This is a genomic window from Granulicella mallensis (assembly GCF_014203225.1).
Lineage (GTDB): Bacteria > Acidobacteriota > Terriglobia > Terriglobales > Acidobacteriaceae > Granulicella > Granulicella mallensis_A.
Genome location: NZ_JACHIO010000018.1, coordinates 17,292 through 35,919, shown reverse-complemented (window position 1 = coordinate 35,919; position 18,628 = coordinate 17,292). Strand labels below are relative to the sequence as shown.

Sequence of the window (18,628 nt, the reverse complement as noted above, 5' to 3'; positions counted from 1 at the left end):
GTCTCAAATGGACCAACTGGCACCCTACTTCGAAAGGTTCTCTCTCTCGGCTCGAATGTTCTATTCGGGGCTCTTGTGCGGAAGCACGGAGGAAAACGAACATACCGGTCATCTTCATGTGCTCAGGAAGGGCAGACTGACGGTCACCCGGCCAGATGCTCAACAGTTGATCATTGATACCCCAAGCATCGTGTTCTTTCCTCGCCCACGCCGCCATCGTCTTCACGGTCCGGAGCAGGAGGGGGCCGAACTGGTATGTGCCACCATCGAGTTCGGCGCCGGAATGTTGAACCCTCTCATCGCATCGCTTCCAGAGCCGCTGATACTCCCGTTGGACGCCCTCCCCGAACTTGAACCGACACTGCAGCTCCTGTTTTCAGAGGCTTCTTCAGGACTCCCAGGCCGTCAGGCTGCGATGGATCGGCTCTTCGAATACCTCTTTGTGCTCCTCATACGATCGGCCATGAAGGAGCACAGGATCGACAGCGGAGTTCTGGTCGGGCTGAGTGATCTGCGTCTGGGCAAGGCCATCGAGGCCATGCATAAGCATCCTGAGACTTCCTGGTCGCTGGAACAGCTTGCTCAATGTGCAGGGATGTCCCGTGCGCGCTTCGCTGCTTATTTTCGTCAGGTGGTCGGCATGACACCGTTTGATTACTTAACGGATTGGCGGCTGGGAGTTGCCCAGACCATGTTGCGTAACGGCAGCTCGCTGAGGCTGATCGCAGCCGCAGTGGGATATGCAAACGCTACAGCCCTGACGCGAATCTTTACGCAACGTATAGGCATGTCTCCCTCAGAATGGCTCGCTCGCAGCCAGCTACATAGCGGAAGCAATGTCCCACTGTCTCCGCAACCTGCGGGCGCTTAACCTGAACGCGTTCTTTAAAGGGGCAAGCTCCTTCCCTATATCGCCCATCCCTAAGGTTTGGCGCTGCAACGCCGACCCACGGTCGACTGTGGCCGGGAGGGCTTTTCTTTGCCCCTCATTCACATGATTAACATTGGGGCTAACGCGAATTTCCCAAACAATTCGACAAGATTTACCATCCTGTAGTAATTAAGCGGTCGCCGACAGGATAAACTCAACGGCGACCGGGGTGCGTTCACTGCGGCTGAGGAGAATGTGTGAGCCAAACTGTCTTCGTCTTGGAAGACGATGCTGACATTAGCAGACTGGTGCAGTATCAACTGGAACGAGCGGGCTTTATTGCGAAGCCGTATGCGGCCATTGGGTCCATCGTGCAGGATGCTGAACGTTCGCGGCCTGCGCTGTTTCTGTTGGATATCATGGTGCCGGGCGGCGATGGCATGGATCTCTGCCGTCGGCTGCGTCAGCATCCGACCTTGAGCGGTGTTCCCGTGATCTTTCTAACTGCGCGCGCGTCGGAGAACGATCGCGTGCATGGTCTGGAACTGGGCGCCGATGATTACATCACCAAGCCGTTCGGAACGCGGGAGCTTGTGGCGCGTGTCCGTGCGGTCTTGCGGCGCTTTGAGCCCTCCGAGGCTCCCGGTCCGCTCTCGATCGTCAAGATCGAAGAGATCGAGATCGATGGCAGCGCCATGCAGTTGCGTGTGAAGGGCGAACTGGTGCCGACGACGGCCACCGAGTTTCGTCTGCTGGACTATCTTGCCCGGCATCCGGCGCGGGTGTTCAGCCGGGACCAATTACTGGATGCTGTGTGGGGAGATGCGCGGTTTGTAACGCCGCGCAGTGTGGACGTGTATGTGCGCCGGATTCGGGAGAAGGTGGAAGCCGATCCGGAGACCCCACGCTATTTGAAGACGATGCGCGGAGCAGGGTATCGCTTCGAGATTCCCAAAAGCCGCGAAGCTCAGTAACCTCGCGACTCAATAGTCCGGTGAGAGGGGATCGTCTCACCGGACTCAGGTATTTGAAGACCCATGGGAACCTCTGTCATGAAGCGGAATTTGTGGCTTTCTTTGTGGCTGCGTACTGCGCTGGCTGTCGCCGTTGTGGCGGCAGCGGCGCTGATACTGCCGCATTGGTGGCTGTGGGCACTCCTGCCCCTGGCACTGGCAGTTGTTTCGTGGGTGGCGTGGGCGGTCTCGCGTGCCGTGGAGAGCGGGCTACGCACGCTCAAGCCCAATACCGGCGCACCCCATGCCGATTTGCCCTTTGAAGAGTTCGAAGAGCTGGCTGCGTCGCTCGACGCGGAATCCGCCCGGCAGACCAAACAGTTTGAGGCCACCGCCGAGAGCCAGCGCAAGCTTGAGCTGCTGCTAGATTCCATGCAGGACCTGGTTGTTGCGGTCGATTCGGCCGGGAGGATCTCCTGGACGAACGCACCGATGGCGCGGCTGATGTCTTCCTCTTCCGGCTCGGTACGAACGGGACATGCCCTGGTACAGACGATCCGCGAGCCGGAGGTTCTGGCCTGCGCGCGCATCGCGTTGGAAGAGCGCACGGTGGCTGAACGGGAGGCCGTGGGCTTCAATACAGGCCGGATTTATGCCGTAAGCGCTGCTCCCATGGCCGAGGGGGGCGCCGTGGTAGTGCTGCGCGATATCACCCGCCTCCAGCAGATGGAACGCACCCAGAAGGAGTTTGTGGCGAATGTCTCGCATGAGTTGCGGACGCCTCTGACTTCGATCATGGGGTACGTGGAACTATTGATCGACGACGGCAACTCGGACGCCAACATGACTGCGCAGTCGAGGGAGTTTTTCGACGCCATTCTGAAGAATGCGCAGCGGATGGGCCGGCTGACCGAAGACCTGCTCGTGATGGCCAAGGTGGACTCCGGCGAACAGAAGATCAATCCTGCTCCGGTTCGTGTGGCGGCCCTGCTGCACGAGTCAATCGGCGCGGCAAGCGGCTTGCTGAAAGACGATGCGCGGCTGGAGATTGCCGCCATGGTCGACACCGAAGTCATGGCGGACACCGACGCCGTGGTGCAGGTGTTGAGCAACCTGATCGAGAACGCCTTGAACTACGGTCGCGGCGCCCATGGATCGCTGGTCGTGATGGCTGCGGAGATGGTGGCCGGGCCTCCGGCGATGGTGAAGTTCAGCGTGCGCGACTTTGGAGCAGGTATCGCTTTCGAGCATCGCGAACGCATCTTCGAGCGCTTCTACCGCGCGGACAAGGCACGGTCGCGTGAGTCGGGCGGTACGGGGCTGGGGCTATCGATTGCGAAGCACCTGGTGGAGTCCCACGGGGGAACGATCTGGGTGGAGAGCGATCTGGGCCGCGGCAGCCGCTTCTGCTTCACGCTGCCGCAGGCTCCGGTGCGGAGCAATCCTCTGCCCGACGAGGAACAGGCGTCGCTGAATTAATCGCTGACAGGTTGAAGAAGTATCCCGTTACAGCGGCCAACGGCCTTTACAACAGCCCTGTAGGCGTTAGGCTAATGCCGGCGATGGTGTTTTCAACCTCACCGCGAAACTGCCATCTCGGCTGGAGACTGCATTTTGAATCTCACTATGTCCCGCACAATTCTTTTACTTTTGCTTGTTTTCATCTCGGTAACGGCCTTTGCTCAAGCGCCGCAGGCTGCGCCGAGAGAACCCAGTCCGGCCTGGCGAGTGTATTGGGCAAAACAAGAGGCCATACGCAAGCGTGGCACTATCGCTCTCAACGCGGAACAGGAAAGAATTAAGAGCGAACTCTGTGCGGATGCCACTTCTACTGTCGACATTGGGCATTGCTACGAACACGAGTTGGAAATTACCGATGGCAACCGTATCGCTTACGTCCGGGCCATCGGCGGACTCCTTCGGCTTGCGGCCCCATCGGAATCAGGGGGAGCAACGAAACCTGCACCGGTTGAGAAATTGCCTTTGGATGTCGCTGAGGATATTTGGCTGCAGTACCGTGAGAAAGGTTGCAGATCCGTCTCGGATCAGTCTGGCGGGTCACTATCTGGAGATCTTTATGTCACCTGTCTTCTTGAAGTGACACAGAACCACATCATAGAGCTTGCGGACCTTTATAAAGATCTTTGGCACTGATTTCGGTAATCCCGGATTTCGGAAAATGTCATCTTTGAGGAATGACATTCACTCCGCTCTTTGTTTTGTGTAACTGCGTTTTTATGCCACAACCTCAAACGGCCGCATCATGTCATTCGATTCGTGCTCGAGGATGTGGCAATGATAGAGATACTTGCCCACATACCCGTCGAAATGAACGATGATCCGGGTAATCATTCCGGGAGGGCACTGGATCGTATCCTTCCAGCCGACTTCACTGGGCTCCGGCGGCCTGGCGGGAGCCAGGTAGCGCAGCTTCTTGTACATCTGGTAGGAGAAGACCTCGAACGTGCGGCGATCCAGAAGCTGAAACCGGACGAGATGCAGGTGCATGGGGTGAACGTCTTCGGTCAGGTTGACGAACTCCCAGATCTCGGTGGAATTGAGCTTTGGCTGCTCGGTGACAGGATCATGCCAGTGCTTGCGGTTCAGCAGCATGATCATGGGATTGCCCACCTTGTCCTGATACTCGTTGAGCGTGATGGTGCGGGTAACGGTAGCCGTGGACTCGGGAATCCGTGGAACGGTTCGCAGTGTAGCCGGGATGGAACTCATCTTGTTGTGGCCGGTCTGCACGGCAGGGGCTGCGGTTGCAGCCACACGGAACTGCAGGATCTCGAAGGCGCCATTCACCAGGTGCACCTGTTTCCCGGCAAATTGAGAGAAGTCAATGAGTAGATCGGCGCGCTCGGCGGGGGCGAGAAGCAGGCTCGTGAGCTTTACGGGAGAGGGGAGCAGGCCCTGGTCCGAGCCGATCTGGTGAAAGGGGGGCTGCTCCGAGAGCGAAAGCGCGAAGAAACGGCTGTTGGCGGCGTTGAGCACGCGAAAGCGATAGAGGCGCGGCTCGACTTCGAAGAACGGGCGGACCTTGCCGTTGATCAGCGTGGCGTCCGCGAAGAACTCCGGCACCCAGGGGTGGTCGGGGTCGCCGGAGGTGGGATAGAAGAGCTGCCCGTCCGCGGTAAAGTCGCGGTCGTAGATCGAAAGAGGGACTTCGTATTTGCCGGAAGGCAGGTTGAGGGCGTCCTCGACCTTGTCGCGGACCAGGAAGTGTCCGAAGAGTCCGGCGTACATGTTGAGCCGGTTGAGCCCCATCGCGTGGTCGTGATACCAGAGGGTGGCTGAGTCCTGCTCCAGGGGATAGTGGCAGGTGCGGCTGGTGCCGGGGACGAACCAGTCTTCGGGGTAGCCGTCGTCCTTGGTCGGGACGCGCGCACCGTGGACGTGGACGATCGCCCGAACCTCGGGGAGATCCCGGCCACAGCCGTGGAGGCTGTAGTCGATGGGCAGGTAGTGGTGCGTGGGCAGGGCGTTGACCCACTCAATTTCCAGCGGCTGGTGCGAGCGGGCCTCAATGACCGGTGCGAGAGGGCTGGAGCTGCTTCCAGTCCCATAGGCCCAGAAGCGGGCAGCGGGAACGTCGCGATGGATCTTGGCGTGGACCTCGCGCATGGTGACGCGGAGCTTGTGCGGCTGGCCATGGTGGGCGACCGGTACGAGCCGCTCGGGCAGCGGAAGCGCGTCTACAAAGGGGGGCAGTTCCAGCGAGTGCAGCATGGGCTGCGGCTTTGCCGTGCTGGCGGGCATGGCCATCGGCTGCTGTGCGAGGGCAGGAAGAGCGCCTGGAAGAAGCGAAAAGGCAGAGGCTTGCCTGAGAAAGCTGCGGCGGGTAGAGGGCAATGGAGCTCCGTATCGAGAAGCCGTGGCAAAACTGCGGTTAGTCCCTCAAAACTGGCAGCTTTGCAAACAGTTCCAGAAAAAAGAATCACGCACCCTGATTGCGGGTGCGTGTCTTTAAGCTAGAGCAGTTATGTAACGGGTTTGTGAACAATCAATTACTTGCAAGCAGCAGTGGCAGGGCTGCAAACCTTTCCGGTGGTAGGGCTGAGATAGAGCGGTGTGGGGTTTGGCGGTGTGGCTCCATTCGAGAAGTCGAACATGGCGTTGATCGTGCCGGCGCCCGTATCGAACGAACCGTTGCCGATGCGTGCGCCACCGAGGAACACGTCCTCGATGAAGTGGGTGATCGAGGCCTGATCGGTGGGGGTGGTGTCGATGTAGTTCTTTTTGGCCCAGGGGGAGAGAACCAGGAGAGGAAGACGCGGGCCATGGCCGCAACGTCCGGCTACAGGCTTGCCATTTGAGTTCGGACCAGGCAGAGCGGCAGCAGCAGCAGTAGCGCTGATGCAGAGGTTTGAGCCCGGTCCATTGAGCACGTCCTGAGCTGTGGCAGAGCCGTTCACCAGGTCTGAGACATGGTCGTACCAGCCATCGGAGTCATCGTAAGCGATGATGATGGCGGTGTTGGGCCAGAACGACGAGGCTTCAATTGCGTTGATCTCGTTGACGAGCCAGGTCTGCTCGTCGAGAGGATCGGAGTAGCCGGCATGACCGTCCTGATAGCCGGGAGCCTTCAGGAAGCTGACCGAAGGCAGGTTTCCGGCGGCGAGGGCGGTGTTGAAGTCCAGCGTATCGTACTGATGGTTGGCAGCGTCGGTGGTTCCGATAGCGGCCGTGGGGCGGTTGTGCATCGGGTTGGCGGTGCTGGCGTAGTACTGGAAGGGCTCGTGGTGAGGAATGTAATCAGCCTTCAGCGGGTGTCCGGGGATGTTGACGGCGCCTGTGCTGCGGTTGCAGCCCGTGGTCGTGATGCCGTTGGAAGTGTTGGTGATCGAGAGGTCGAAGCCGCCCTCGAAGAAGCCCCAGGTGACAGGTGTTCCGTTTACACCGGTGTTCAACAGGTCGCCGATGTTGATGTTCTTGCCCTTGGGGGCGTTCATCTGGACATTGGCGCTGGCAGAGGAGCAGACATCGCCGGTAGGATCTTCATCGTTGGTGAGAGTGGTTCCACCCTGACCGTCGTCTACTGTGCCACTGGCAGCGCCAGCGCTGAAAGAAGCGACGCCGTTGGTCTGGCCGGAGACGAGGTTGATCGCTCCCTGGGTGGAGGCACCAAAGGTGCTGCCGAAGGAATGGTCGTTCATCGCATACTGTTGCGCATAGTTCCACAGCGCGGTGACCGTATTGCCGTCATAGTAGGCCATGGTGAGGGACTGGGTGTTAGCCAGAGACGGTGCGTTCGTTTGAGTCTGGAGAGGCTGGCCATCCGGCGTTCCGACTGAAAGTGGGAAGAGGTCCATCTTGCCATTGTCAAAAGCCGCTTGCTCGGGGGTGTAGCTGTGATCTTGATCACCGGTACCTGCCTGGTCTGCGCTTAGACGGAACGGATTGGACGGCGAAGAGATGACTGTGCCACTCGTGATGATGCTGTTGGCGGGATTCAAGTTTGGGTTCGCGGTGAGCAGCGAAGGGTTGGAAATGTAGTTGTCAGGGATGGGGGTGCCGGTGGCAGCGGTGAAAGATTGCCCATCGGTGTTGGCGGCGTTGGGATAGGTGCCGAAGTAGTGATCGAAGGAGATGTTCTCATCGAAGATCACAACGACATGCTTGATCGCCGCGGAGGCGGTTGTGGGAGTCGCTGCCGGTGGAGTCGGCGGTCCGGGGATTGCGGTGAGAGCAGAATTGCAACCGCTCATAACAATCGTAGCGGACATGACAAGAGCAAGAGCTTTGCGAACCATAGCCAGGAAGCCTCGAAGTGAAGATACTTGCGTCCCTTTTTGTAGTCCCTCAATGTTTTGTCCGAGGTCAATGGAGTTTGAATATACGGTGAACTTTGCAGACGGTTTTCGAGCACTCTTAACTGTTTGGGTACTCCCGCAGGAGCTTCCACAGGCAGCAGTTGCCTGTGAGAAAGGTTTGGGATACCTCTTCACCCCTTGCCGCAAAGCCTCAGAAGGAAAACGGGAAGGGGCCTCCCAGGAAGCCTCTTCAGAAGTTTGGATAGGTTTGTGGCTGGACGGAAGGGAAGGTCTTTCCTGGGGGAAAGTCGTGTTCAGGTACAGGCTTTCGCCTCAGAGGACGGAGGGGTGCTCCTGGCGAAAACAGGGTATCCACTAGCTTTACACCGGTCTTGCACCTGCTTGCGCGAGCCAGTTGAAGCATGGCCCTCGGCGCTGAAACAAGTCTGATAAGGGGCAAGGTGTTCCCAAAAACTGGCTAAATTCATGTTCCATTAACACTGGGTTTTTCCGACGTTTACATTGAGTTGCGAGCATCGCCTCAACGGCAAAACAGGCAAGGAGAGTTTGAACTCGGGCGAACGACCGCCGGAGAGATATGACACCTTAGCAACGCCGTACGAGGAATTGATGACACGACTTAGGATACTGGCCGCGGTTCTGGTTGCAGGGACACTGGCTTCGGCCTCTGTGCATGCTCAGACGACAGACGACAGCAAAGCGCACAAGAAGCCGAAGCACCCGGTAAAGGCGAAGGCCGAGAGTGCAACCGAAACCCAGCTCCGCGAACTGCGTGAGCAGATGCATGCTCAGCAGAGCGAGATCGAGGCGCTGAAGTCGCAGCTCTCGGGTGCGAGCCAACAGGCCCAGCAGGCCGCCACGGCTCAGCAGTCGGCTGCCGAAGCGCAGTCGCAGGCTGCCGCCGCTTCCGCTGCTGCCTCTCAGGCCACCGCCGCTGCCGCCGAGAGCTCGAGCAAGGCTGATGCCTTGCAGACCACGGTCAACGACCTGAAGACCAGCAACGTCGGTCTGCAGGAGACGGTCGTCAGCACTCAGAAGACCATTCAGGACCAGCTAGAGTCGCCCTCCACTCTGCACTACAAGGGCATCACGATCACCCCGGTTGCCTTCTTCGCGCTGGAAGGTGTGTGGCGTGAGCGTTCGGTCAACTCCGACATCAACACCCCGTTCAACTCGATTCCTTTCCCGAGCGCGAACGAAGGCCACGTGAGCGAGTTGAACCTCTCGGGCCGTCAGAGCCGTCTTGGCGGACTCTTTGAGGGCAACGCCGGCAACTACAAGCTGTCGGGTTACTTCGAGGCTGACTTCCTGGGCACAGGCACCTCGTCCAACAACAACCAGAGCAACAGCTATGTTCTCCGTCAGCGCCAGATCTGGGGCAAGGTTGAGACGCAGAGCGGTCTCGCTGTGACCGGCGGTCAGATGTGGTCGCTCGTTACTGAAGACGGCAAGAGCACGGACGTTCGCACTGAAAAGCTGCCGAACACCATCGATCCTCAGTACATGGTCGGTTTCTCGTGGGAACGTCAGCCCGGCGTTCGCTTCCAGCAGCGCTTCGGCGATGTAGCGACCGGTGCCCTTACGGTAGCTGCCTCGGTTGAGCAGGCGCAGATCACGAATTTCACCGTGGCCTCGGCTACTACCGCATCGATCCCCACGAACTTCTTCTTCGCCGGCCCCGGCCAGAACGGCGGTCTCTACAACGCCGCCGGTAACGTAGGAGCTGGAAACACTGCAGGCACAGGCGGAATCACCACCTATGCGAACAACGTTGCTCCCGACGTCATCGTCAAGGCTGCGTATGACCTGCCCAAGGCGCACTTCGAAGTCGGTGGCCTTGGACGTTTCATGCGTGACTACTACTTCCCGATCCTGACCGCGGGCGGAACGGCTGCCGCGCCTGTCTACACCTACTCGCCGAACTACAACGGCAACACTGTGACGGCTGGCGGCATCTTCGGCAGCGCACGTGTATCGCCGGTCAAGTTTGTCGACTTCGCGGTGCAGGCCATGGGCGGACAGGGCGTTGGCCGGTATGGCTCGGGCCAGCTCGCTGACGCGACCCTGCGCCCGGACGGAACGCTGGAGCCGATTCGCAACTACCACGGTCTGTTGAGCATCGAAACGCACCCCCTGCCGAAACTGGATGCCTATGCCTACTACGGTGGAGAGTATGCTCAGCGCACGGTGTACAAGACGCCTTCGGGTGATCTGATCGGCTACGGCACCCCCAACCTGAGCGATACGGGTTGCTACAACCTGCCGGCGAACCCGGCGAGTGCGGGCGGTTCCGCTGGTGGAATCGGGGCGGTCAGCTGCTCTTCGCCGACCCGGTACCTTCAAGAAGGCATGATCGGCTTTACCTATCGTGCGGTCAACAGCCCGAAGTATGGCCGTCTCCAGTACCAGTTCACCTACAGCTACCTCCAGCGTAATCTGTGGTCCGGTGTCGGCAGTGCAACGACTCCGAGCGGTCCTCGCGCTGAGGACAGCATGTTCCACGCGGGTATGCGTTACTACATCCCGTAGTAACAAACCCATCGTAGGATGGATTGCATTGGATGCAGGGTCGGCCCTCCCCATGTGGGAGGGCCTTACCCGCAGCGAGAACTTCCAGGAGATATTTGTGAAAGCTAAACTTCTTTCCGTAGTCATGCTGACCGCTATGGCGGCAACCGCTGGAGCACAGAACCTTACCGGCGCAGGCGCCACCTTCCCCAACCCCATCTACTCGCGCTGGTTCAGCGAGTACAGCAATGCGCATCAGGGCGTGAAGATCAACTATCAGTCAGTAGGTTCGGGCGCCGGCATTCGCCAGGTGTCGACCAAGATCGTTGACTTCGGCGCTTCGGACGGTCCCATGACCGATCAGCAGATCTCCGAGTCGAAGATCAAGCTGGTTCACATTCCCACGGTGCTCGGAGCAGTCGTTCCGGTGTACAACATCCCGGGAGTCGGCGGCGACCTGAAGTTCTCGGGCGACGTGATTGCCGACATCTACCTGGGCAAGATCACCAACTGGCATGATGCTCGCATCGTCAAGGACAATCCCGGTGTGAACCTTCCCGACCACCAGATCCTCCCGGTCTATCGTTCGGACGGGTCGGGTACGACCTACATCTTCACCGACTTCCTCTCTAAGGTGAGCCCCGACTTCGCCTCGAAGGTTGGTAAGAACACCTCTGTGCGCTGGCCTGTGGGTATCGGTCAGAAGGGCAACGAAGGCATCGCGGGCATGGTTCGCAACAGCCCCTTCTCCTTCGGTTATGTCGAGCTGATCTATGCGGCGGGCAATAACATGTCTTACGGCCTGGTTCGCAATGCAGCCGGCAAGTGGATCAAGGCTTCGACGGGCGGCGTAACGGCTGCTGCCGCCGCTGCTTCCAAGAACATGCCTGCCGACTACCGCGTATCGATCACCAATGCGGCTGGTGCGGAGTCCTACCCCATCTCGTCGTTCACCTGGCTGCTGATTCCGGTCAAGTCCGACGATCCAGCCAAGGGGAAGGTCCTGCATGACTTCCTGCAGTGGATGCTCGACCACGGCGAAGACGAGGCTTCTCAGATGACCTACGCTCCGTTGCCGAAGCCGGTTGCGGACCGCGTACGCCAAACTATCAACCAGATCCAGTAACTGTTTGAAAGGAAGGGGCTTGTATTGGATCTCAAGCTCCTTCTGCTTCACTTTCCCGGCTGCGCTGCTACTATGAACCCGGCTCATATTCACCGTCTATTCATAAGGCTTTAATAAAGTGGCTTGGGAGAACGCAGAGCGAGTGCCAATGAATGAGCCAGGTTCCATCCAGCTTCCTCAAACCATTCTTCCGGAGCGCTCTGAAGCTACGGGGCCCGTTGTCGAAGTGATTAAACCACCCTCCATTATCCGCAGCTTCCTGCAGTCCAAGAGCTCAGGCAAGTTCGCTGACGGCGCCTTTCAGGGCATGATGGTCGTCTGCGCGATGAGCATCTTCTTCATCGTGCTGCTCATTCTCTCCGTTCTGGTTTTGAACTCGAAGCTGTCCATGCACACCTTCGGGTGGAAATTCTTTACCAGCAGCGCCTGGGACCCGAACGTGGGCGACTTCGGCGCCTTGCCCTTCATCTGGGGAACGGTGGTCTCCTCGCTGCTCGCGGTCTGCCTGGCGGTTCCTCTGGCTCTGTGCGTGTCCATCTTCCTGCTGGAGATCTGCCCTCAGTGGCTGCGCGGGCCTATCGCCTTCCTGACCGAGATGCTCGCCGCGATTCCCAGCGTTATCTATGGCCTTTGGGCGATCTTTGTCCTGGTGCCGATCATGCGCGACAACGTCGGCCCGCTATTGCAGAAATATCTTGGCTGGACGGGCTTCTTCGGCGGCCCGAACTTTGGTGTCGGTATGCTGACGGCCGCCGTCATCCTGGCCATCATGATCTTTCCCGTCATCTCCTCCATTAGCCGTGACGTCATGAAGGCCGTGCCGATTCATCAGCGGGAAGCCGCCCTGGCTCTGGGAGCGACTCGCTGGGAGATGATCCGCATGAGCGTGCTGCGCAATGCGCGCATCGGTATCGTGGGATCGGTGATCCTCGGCCTGGGCCGTGCACTCGGCGAGACGATGGCGGTGACGATGGTCATCGGCAATCACCCCGATATCAGCAAGAGTCTCTTCGCTCCGGCGACGACACTGGCGAGCGTGATCGCCAATGAGTTCTCGGAGGCTACCGGAGACCTCTACGTCAGCGCCCTGATCGAGATCGGCCTGGCGCTGTTCATCGTGACCATTGTGGTCAATGCGATTGCGCGGCTGCTGGTCTGGGCTGTGACGCGCGGAAACTCGGCGAGGGCTGTCTAATGGGGTCTCTTCCAATCCGCTCCGCGAACTTTGAGCGCCTGAATAAAGCCCGACGGACAGTGACCGATCACTTCGTGACTGGGTTGGCAATCCTGAGCACCATAGTGGTGCTGGTTCCGCTGGTGGCGATTCTCGGCTATCTGATCTACAAGGGTGCCAGTTCGCTGAACTTTGCTTTCTTTACGCATATCCCGGCACCGGTTGGAGAGCAGGGCGGCGGCATGTCGAACGCCATCGTCGGCTCGGGTGTGGTGCTGGGGCTGGCGAGTCTCCTGGGAATCCCGGTAGGTATCGGTGCCGGCGTTTATCTGGCCGAGTATGGACAGGGACGGCTGCTGGGAAACATCATCCGTTTTACCGCCGATGTGTTGAACGGCGTGCCGTCGATCGTGATGGGAATGGCTGCCTTCGCGCTGATCGTGGCGAAGCAGCAGCACTATTCGGCGTTTGCCGGTGGAGTGGCACTGGCCATCATGATGGTGCCGACCATCACGCGCACCACCGAAGAGATGCTGGCCACCGTGCCCCACGCTATCCGCGAGGCGGCGCTCGGCCTGGGAATTCCGAAGTGGCGGACCGTTTTATCGGTAAGTTTGAGAACCGCTTCGCCGGGTATTATCACCGGCTGTATGCTCGCGTTCGCGCGCGTTGCGGGTGAGACCGCGCCGCTGATCTTTACGGCTTTCGGTAATGAGTTCTGGAGCTTCAGTCTCAAGGAGCCTATCGCAGCCTTGCCGCTGGAGATCTATAAGTATGCGATCTCGCCTTACGATGAGTGGCATCGTCTGGCCTGGGGCGGAGCTCTGGTGCTGATTGCGATGATCATGGTCTCGGTGACGCTGGTGCGAATCTTTGCCAATCGTGGCGTGCTCAAAGGAGGGCATTAGGTGGGAGCCGACATTCGCGTCGAAAACTTGAATGCGTGGTATGGACAGACACACACGCTCAAGGACATCAATCTGCATATTCCCGCGAATCATGCGACTGCTCTCATTGGGCCGTCGGGTTGCGGCAAATCGACCTTTGTCCGCTGCCTGAATCGTATGCACGAGACGAACCCGATCGCCCGCGCGGAGGGTACGGTACGCATTGGCGACATCGATATCTACAAGGATGCCGCGCCGGTTGAGATTCGCCGCCGCATCGGCATGGTCTTCCAGCGGCCGAACCCCTTTCCTACGATGTCCATCTACGACAACGTTGCGAGTGGCCTGAAGCTGAACGGATTCCGCAACAAGCGCGTGCTCGACGAGGTCGTCGAGCGCAGCTTGAAGTCGGCGGCGCTGTGGGACGAGGTCAAGGACGACCTGAAGAAGAAGTCCGGCGCCAGCATCTCCGGCGGTCAACAGCAGAGGCTGTGTATCGCGCGCGCTTTGGCTGTCGATCCTGAAGTCCTGTTGATGGACGAGCCTGCCAGCGCGCTCGACCCGGTGTCTACCGCTAAGATCGAAGACCTGATCTTTCAACTGAAGAGCCAGTACACGATCGTAATCGTGACGCACAATATGCAGCAGGCCGCTCGCGTGGCGGAGCATACCGGCTTTTTCCTCACGGGTACTTTAGTAGAGTTCGATAAGACGCATAAGATATTTACTAATCCTTCTGACAAGCGCACGGAAGACTACATTACGGGGAGATTCGGTTGATGCGAATCAAATTCCAGCAGAACCTGGACGAGTTGAAAGAACGGCTGCTGGTCATGGCCGGTCTAGTCGAGCAAGCCATTCAACGCGCCACCGAGTCGTATTCGACTCGCGATCTCGGTCTGTGCGAGATGGTGCTGCGCTCCGAGCCGGCGATCAACCGCATGGAACGCGAGATCGATCAGGCCGCGCTGGATCTGCTGGCCATGGAACAGCCGATGGCTGTCGACTTGCGCTTCATCATCGCGGTCATCCGCATCAACGCCGACCTGGAACGCGTAGGCGACCAGGCGGTGAACATCGCTCAGCGTGTGCAGGACCTGGGAATGTTCGCCAACGTCGATGTGCCGGTCGATATTCCCAAGCTCGCTTCGCTGTCCTCGGCGATGGTGCGCAAGGCGCTGCAGGCCTTCATTGAGGGCGATGCCGATATGGCGCAGGCGGTGCTCGCGCTCGACGATCAGGTCGACGAGATGAATTCCGCGGCGTTCCGGTCGTTGAGTTCGCTGATTGGCGAGCGGCCCGAGATGACGCCGCAGGCTCTGAACGCGCTGATCATCTCGCGGAACCTGGAGCGGGTGGGCGACCACGCGACGAATATCGCGGAAGACGTGATCTTCTGGGTACGCGGTGCGGATGTGCGTCACGGTGCTATCGCAGAAGAGTAATATCTGGCCCTGTGTCTGATTAGCCACAGGGCACCCTTCTACCCTCCGGTCTCAGCGTGATATTCTCGATGAGATAGGAGCCCCCTGACGACATGTTCTCCGAGCCCTTCTATGACCCGGCAAGATCATACCAGGGCAATTTTGAGCATGGCCCTTTCGGTCTCTTTGCCGACTCCTCCTCCTACGAACAAGCTGGCGAACCGAAGTATCAGTTCTTAGGGAATGCGGTCTTTACTCCCTTTGGAATTCCTGCCGGTCCCCTGGTGAACGGTGCCTTCGTCAAGGCCTCCCTGGACAAGGGCTTCGATATTCCGGTCTACAAGACCGTCCGCACGCACAAATTTCCCAGCCACTCCTGGCCGAATGTCCTCCCTGTAGAGGTTGAAGGCGATCTAACGCCCGACAAATCTCGCCTGGTGACGCGTCCCGATTACACCGAGCCCCTCTCCATTACGAACTCGTTTGGCGTCCCTTCGTTCGACCCCGATTTCTGGCAGCCGGACCTGGCGTCTGCTGTGGCGCATGCCCGCAAGGGACAGGTTGTTGTGGCGAGCTACCAGGGGACGAAATCCGAGAACGGCAGTGTTGCTTCCTATCTCGCCGACTTTGCCCTGGGGGCCAGGCTGCTGAAGGAGACCGGGGTAAAGATCGTCGAGGTCAACCTGAGCTGCCCGAACGAGGGCACCGCCGAGCTTCTGTGCTTCGATGTTCAGCGCAGCCGCGAGGTCGTTGAGACGATCAAGAACGAGCTTGGCAGCGTGCCACTCGTCGTCAAGCTTGCCTACTTTGCCGATAACGCGCGGTTGGAGACGCTCATCAAGGAGCTTGGCCCCATCGTCGACGGCATCGCCGCTATCAACACCATCACCACGGAGATCGTCGATAAGGACGGCAACCAGGCACTGCCTGGTGAGGGCCGTCTGCGTAGCGGAGTCTGCGGGCACTCCATCAAGTGGGCTGGTGTCGATATGGCAGGGCGGCTTGCCGGGTTGCGCGAGAAGCTTGGGCTGAAGTACGAGATCGTCGGCGTCGGTGGCGCAGGCAGTGCTGCCGATTATGACGAGTACCGCAAGGCTGGTGCGGACGTTGTGATGTCCGCCACGGCTGCGATGTGGAATCCGCTGCTGGCGCAGGAGATCAAGAGAGCTGTCCATGAGTAGTTACGAGATCGCAGAGGCGTTGATCGCCATCCAGGGCGTTGGCTTCAAGCCGCGCGATCCGATCACCTTCAAGTCGGGAATTAAATCGCCGGTGTACTGCGATAACCGCAAATTCCCCTTTCATCCGGAACAGTGGGCGAAGGTGATTCATGGCTTTGAACAGCTTGTAGAAGAGAAGCAGATTCCGCTGGATGTCGTCGGTGGAATCGAGGCTGCGGGAATCCCTCACAGCGCTGCGTTTGGATTTTCGGCGAAGAAGCCTTCCATCTTTATCCGCAAGGAAGCCAAGGGTCACGGTGCGAAGAAGCGTGTGGAAGGCGGCGATGTCTCCGGCAAGCAGGTGGTGCTGATTGAAGACCTGGTCACCACGGGAAGCAGCAGCCTCTCCGCCGTTGAAGCTCTGCGTGCGGAAGGCGCGATCGTGAGCGACTGCCTGGCGATCATCAGCTATAACTTTCCGGAAGCCATTGAGAACTTCGCGCAGGCCGGTGTCCGGCTGCATGCGCTGACGACCTTTGAAGCTGTGCTGCAGATTGCCATCGAGCGCGCGACCCTCGATGAAGCGGGCGCGGCGATCGTGAGAGACTGGCTTCGCGAACCGCATGGCTGGGCAAAGCGCCACGGACTTGAATAGAGACGTGTTTTTCAATCGAGGAAGATGAATACGATCCTGCAAAAATATAACCGGAGAGCCGATGCGATCCGTTCGCTGCTCTGTGTCGGTCTCGACTCCGAGTTCAGCCGCATTCCAGAGCAATTCAAGTCCTCTGACTATCCCCAATATGAGTTCAACAAATGGATCATCGAACAGACGCACGAGTACGCGGCCGCGTACAAACCCAACATGGCGTTCTACGAGGCATGCGGGGAACAGGGGCTTACCGCGCTGGCGTTTACGATGCAATATCTTCGTGATGAATATCCAGAGATCGTAACCATCTGCGACGCCAAGCGCGCGGACATCGGCAACACGAATAGAGGGTATGTCGAGTCGATCTTTGATAAGTTCGGGTTCGACTCCATTACGCTGCATCCCTACCTGGGCAAAGAAGCGCTCGCACCCTTTCTGGAGCGGAGCGATAAGGCGTGCATCATCCTCTGCCGCACCTCGAACGCCGGCGCGGGGGAGTTCCAGGACCTGGAGACGAATGGCAAGCCGCTCTGGCAGATCGTTGCCGAACGCGTGAGCCAGGAGTGGGATAAGAACGGGAACTGCATGCTTGTCGTGGGCGCGACCTACCCGGACGAGATGCGCAGGATACGCGCAGTAGCGCCGCAGACGACCTTCCTGGTCCCGGGCGTTGGAGCTCAGGGCGGAGATGTTGCCGCGGTCGTTTCAGCGGGACTCGATACCGAAGGCCGTGGACTGATGATCAGCTCTTCGCGCGACATCATCTTCAGTGACGATCCTGCAGCCTCTGCACGGGGCGTTCGTGATGCCATCAACGCGGCCAAGGAGGGCGTCCATGTCCGTCGATAAAAGGCTTCGCATTGAAGGCAGGATTGCTAATCACGATCGCGAGTTCGAAGGCGCGATTGAGATCAATACCACCACGGGATTAATCGAGCACGTCGGTCCCAAAGAGGGGCGAAGCGACCTGGAAACAGAGGGGTGCATTCTGTTCCCCGGCTTTGGCGACCTGCACATCCATGCGCGCGAAGACGTCAGCGGAACGCAATGCTATAAGGAAGACTTCGTAACCAACTCGAATGCTGCGATTCACGGTGGAGTCGTCCAGGTTGCGGACATGCCGAACAATCCGGTCGCGCCCATCGACGATGAGAAGTACGCTGCGAAAGAACTTCTCACGAAGAAGTCTGCTGTCCACGTCACTCTCTACGCCGGTATCGGCCCGCAGACGCAGCCGCTGCATCGGCATGTGCCTTACAAGGCGTTTATGGGGCCGTCCGTTGGCGATTTGTTCTTTCGTTCGCAGGCGCAGCTTGAAGCCGCCATTGCGAACTACCGCGGAAGAAACGTCAGCTTTCACTGCGAAGATCCTGAGATCCTGGAAGCGCACAAGCACGCTCCTACGCATGAGCAGAAGCGTCCGGCATCGGCCGAAATCACTGCGACAGAGTTCGCGCTGTATCTGATCGAGAAGTACGAACTGGCTGGAAAGCTGTGCCACTACTCGACGGGAGACGGCCTGAAGAAGATTGCCGCCGCCAAAGCTCGCGGCGTCCGTGTGACCTGCGAGGCGACTCCGCACCATCTGTTCTTCGACGACAGCATGCTCACGGACGAGAACCGGCTCTGGCTGCAGATGAATCCTCCGCTGCGCAGCCCGAGCGATCGCGTGGCCCTGATCGCAGCGCTGAAGAGCGGCCTGGTGGATTACATCGCGACCGACCATGCTCCGCACACGATAGAAGAGAAGCTCAAAGGAGTGAGCGGCGTTCCGCTTCTGGACACCTACGGAGCCTTCGCGACGTGGCTTATGGCAGAGCATGGTTTCACTGCCTGCGATATCTCGCGCGTGTGTGCCTTCAACCCCGGAGTGTTCGTGCGCGAGTTTCTTCCCGCCAGCCTGGGGAAGGGCTTTGGCCTGATTGCGCCGGGTTATGCGGCTTCGCTGACGATTCTGGATATGAAGACGCCGTATGCCGTCACTCGCGAGTCGGTCAAGACGAAGTGCGCCTGGTCGCCCTTCGAGGGCTATACTTTCCCCGGCAGCGTTCGCTACACGGTCTTGAACGGACAGGTCCACCAGGCTTCGTAAAGTT

At 59.0% G+C, this 18,628-nt stretch carries 16 protein-coding genes; 14 read left to right on the top strand and 2 right to left on the bottom strand.

The window, feature by feature from the left end; genetic code table 11:
* Positions 1-7 precede the first annotated feature (7 nt).
* The 4 genes from HDF15_RS19045 to HDF15_RS19030 all read left to right on the top strand — a co-directional run bounded on the left by HDF15_RS19045 (position 8) and on the right by HDF15_RS19030 (position 3,978).
* Positions 8-871 carry an AraC family transcriptional regulator gene (locus HDF15_RS19045; RefSeq protein WP_184258417.1) on the top strand — a complete coding sequence of 288 codons (864 nt, stop codon included), beginning with the start codon at positions 8-10 and terminating at the stop codon, positions 869-871.
* A gap of 257 nt (positions 872-1,128) precedes the next feature.
* Entirely contained in the window at positions 1,129-1,845 is a 717-nt protein-coding gene (locus tag HDF15_RS19040) for a winged helix-turn-helix domain-containing protein (protein ID WP_014263776.1), read from the top strand.
* A gap of 78 nt (positions 1,846-1,923) precedes the next feature.
* On the top strand, positions 1,924-3,303 hold the full coding sequence (locus HDF15_RS19035) for a cell wall metabolism sensor histidine kinase WalK (protein ID WP_184258415.1): 1,380 nt from the start codon (positions 1,924-1,926) through the stop codon (positions 3,301-3,303).
* A gap of 135 nt (positions 3,304-3,438) precedes the next feature.
* Positions 3,439-3,978 (top strand): lysozyme inhibitor LprI family protein, encoded by a 540-nt coding sequence (locus tag HDF15_RS19030; protein ID WP_184258413.1) that lies wholly within the window; start codon positions 3,439-3,441, stop codon positions 3,976-3,978.
* An 81-nt stretch (positions 3,979-4,059) separates the two neighbouring features.
* Here the strand turns inward: HDF15_RS19030 and HDF15_RS19025 are convergent, their stop codons facing one another.
* Both HDF15_RS19025 and HDF15_RS19020 read right to left on the bottom strand, forming a co-directional pair.
* Complete coding sequence (locus HDF15_RS19025; protein WP_184258410.1) at positions 4,060-5,679, bottom strand: multicopper oxidase family protein; 1,620 nt, start codon at positions 5,677-5,679, stop codon at positions 4,060-4,062.
* Positions 5,680-5,834: 155 nt separating this feature from the next.
* Positions 5,835-7,580: a phospholipase C gene (locus HDF15_RS19020; RefSeq protein ID WP_184258402.1), complete on the bottom strand. Its 1,746-nt coding sequence runs from the start codon at positions 7,578-7,580 to the stop codon at positions 5,835-5,837.
* Positions 7,581-8,210: 630 nt separating this feature from the next.
* Here HDF15_RS19020 and HDF15_RS19015 point away from each other — a divergent pair.
* The 10 genes from HDF15_RS19015 (at position 8,211) to HDF15_RS18970 (ending at position 18,624) form a co-directional block, all read left to right on the top strand.
* Positions 8,211-10,130, top strand: a complete 1,920-nt coding sequence (locus tag HDF15_RS19015; protein WP_184258400.1) for a hypothetical protein — start codon at positions 8,211-8,213, stop codon at positions 10,128-10,130.
* Positions 10,131-10,227: 97 nt separating this feature from the next.
* The gene (pstS, locus tag HDF15_RS19010) at positions 10,228-11,235 is read left to right on the top strand and encodes a phosphate ABC transporter substrate-binding protein PstS (protein WP_184258398.1); all 1,008 of its coding nucleotides are present in this window, start codon (positions 10,228-10,230) and stop codon (positions 11,233-11,235) included.
* 148 nt (positions 11,236-11,383) lie between these two features.
* Entirely contained in the window at positions 11,384-12,430 is a 1,047-nt protein-coding gene (gene pstC / locus HDF15_RS19005; protein WP_184258574.1) for a phosphate ABC transporter permease subunit PstC, read from the top strand.
* Positions 12,430-13,317, top strand: coding sequence for a phosphate ABC transporter permease PstA (gene pstA, locus HDF15_RS19000; RefSeq protein WP_184258397.1), 888 nt, complete (start codon positions 12,430-12,432; stop codon positions 13,315-13,317). Before pstC ends, pstA begins: the two co-directional genes overlap by 1 nt.
* On the top strand, positions 13,318-14,076 hold the full coding sequence (gene pstB, locus HDF15_RS18995; protein WP_014263784.1) for a phosphate ABC transporter ATP-binding protein PstB: 759 nt from the start codon (positions 13,318-13,320) through the stop codon (positions 14,074-14,076).
* Positions 14,076-14,741: a phosphate signaling complex protein PhoU gene (gene phoU, locus HDF15_RS18990; RefSeq protein WP_014263785.1), complete on the top strand. Its 666-nt coding sequence runs from the start codon at positions 14,076-14,078 to the stop codon at positions 14,739-14,741. Before pstB ends, phoU begins: the two co-directional genes overlap by 1 nt.
* Positions 14,742-14,833: 92 nt before the next feature.
* Positions 14,834-15,901, top strand: coding sequence for a hypothetical protein (locus HDF15_RS18985; protein ID WP_184258395.1), 1,068 nt, complete (start codon positions 14,834-14,836; stop codon positions 15,899-15,901).
* Positions 15,894-16,535 carry an orotate phosphoribosyltransferase gene (pyrE, locus tag HDF15_RS18980; protein WP_184258393.1) on the top strand — a complete coding sequence of 214 codons (642 nt, stop codon included), beginning with the start codon at positions 15,894-15,896 and terminating at the stop codon, positions 16,533-16,535. Before HDF15_RS18985 ends, pyrE begins: the two co-directional genes overlap by 8 nt.
* Before the next feature lie 24 nt (positions 16,536-16,559).
* The gene (gene pyrF / locus HDF15_RS18975; RefSeq protein ID WP_184258390.1) at positions 16,560-17,381 is read left to right on the top strand and encodes an orotidine-5'-phosphate decarboxylase; all 822 of its coding nucleotides are present in this window, start codon (positions 16,560-16,562) and stop codon (positions 17,379-17,381) included.
* The gene (locus tag HDF15_RS18970) at positions 17,368-18,624 is read left to right on the top strand and encodes an amidohydrolase family protein (RefSeq protein ID WP_184258388.1); all 1,257 of its coding nucleotides are present in this window, start codon (positions 17,368-17,370) and stop codon (positions 18,622-18,624) included. Before pyrF ends, HDF15_RS18970 begins: the two co-directional genes overlap by 14 nt.
* Positions 18,625-18,628: the final 4 nt, after the last annotated feature.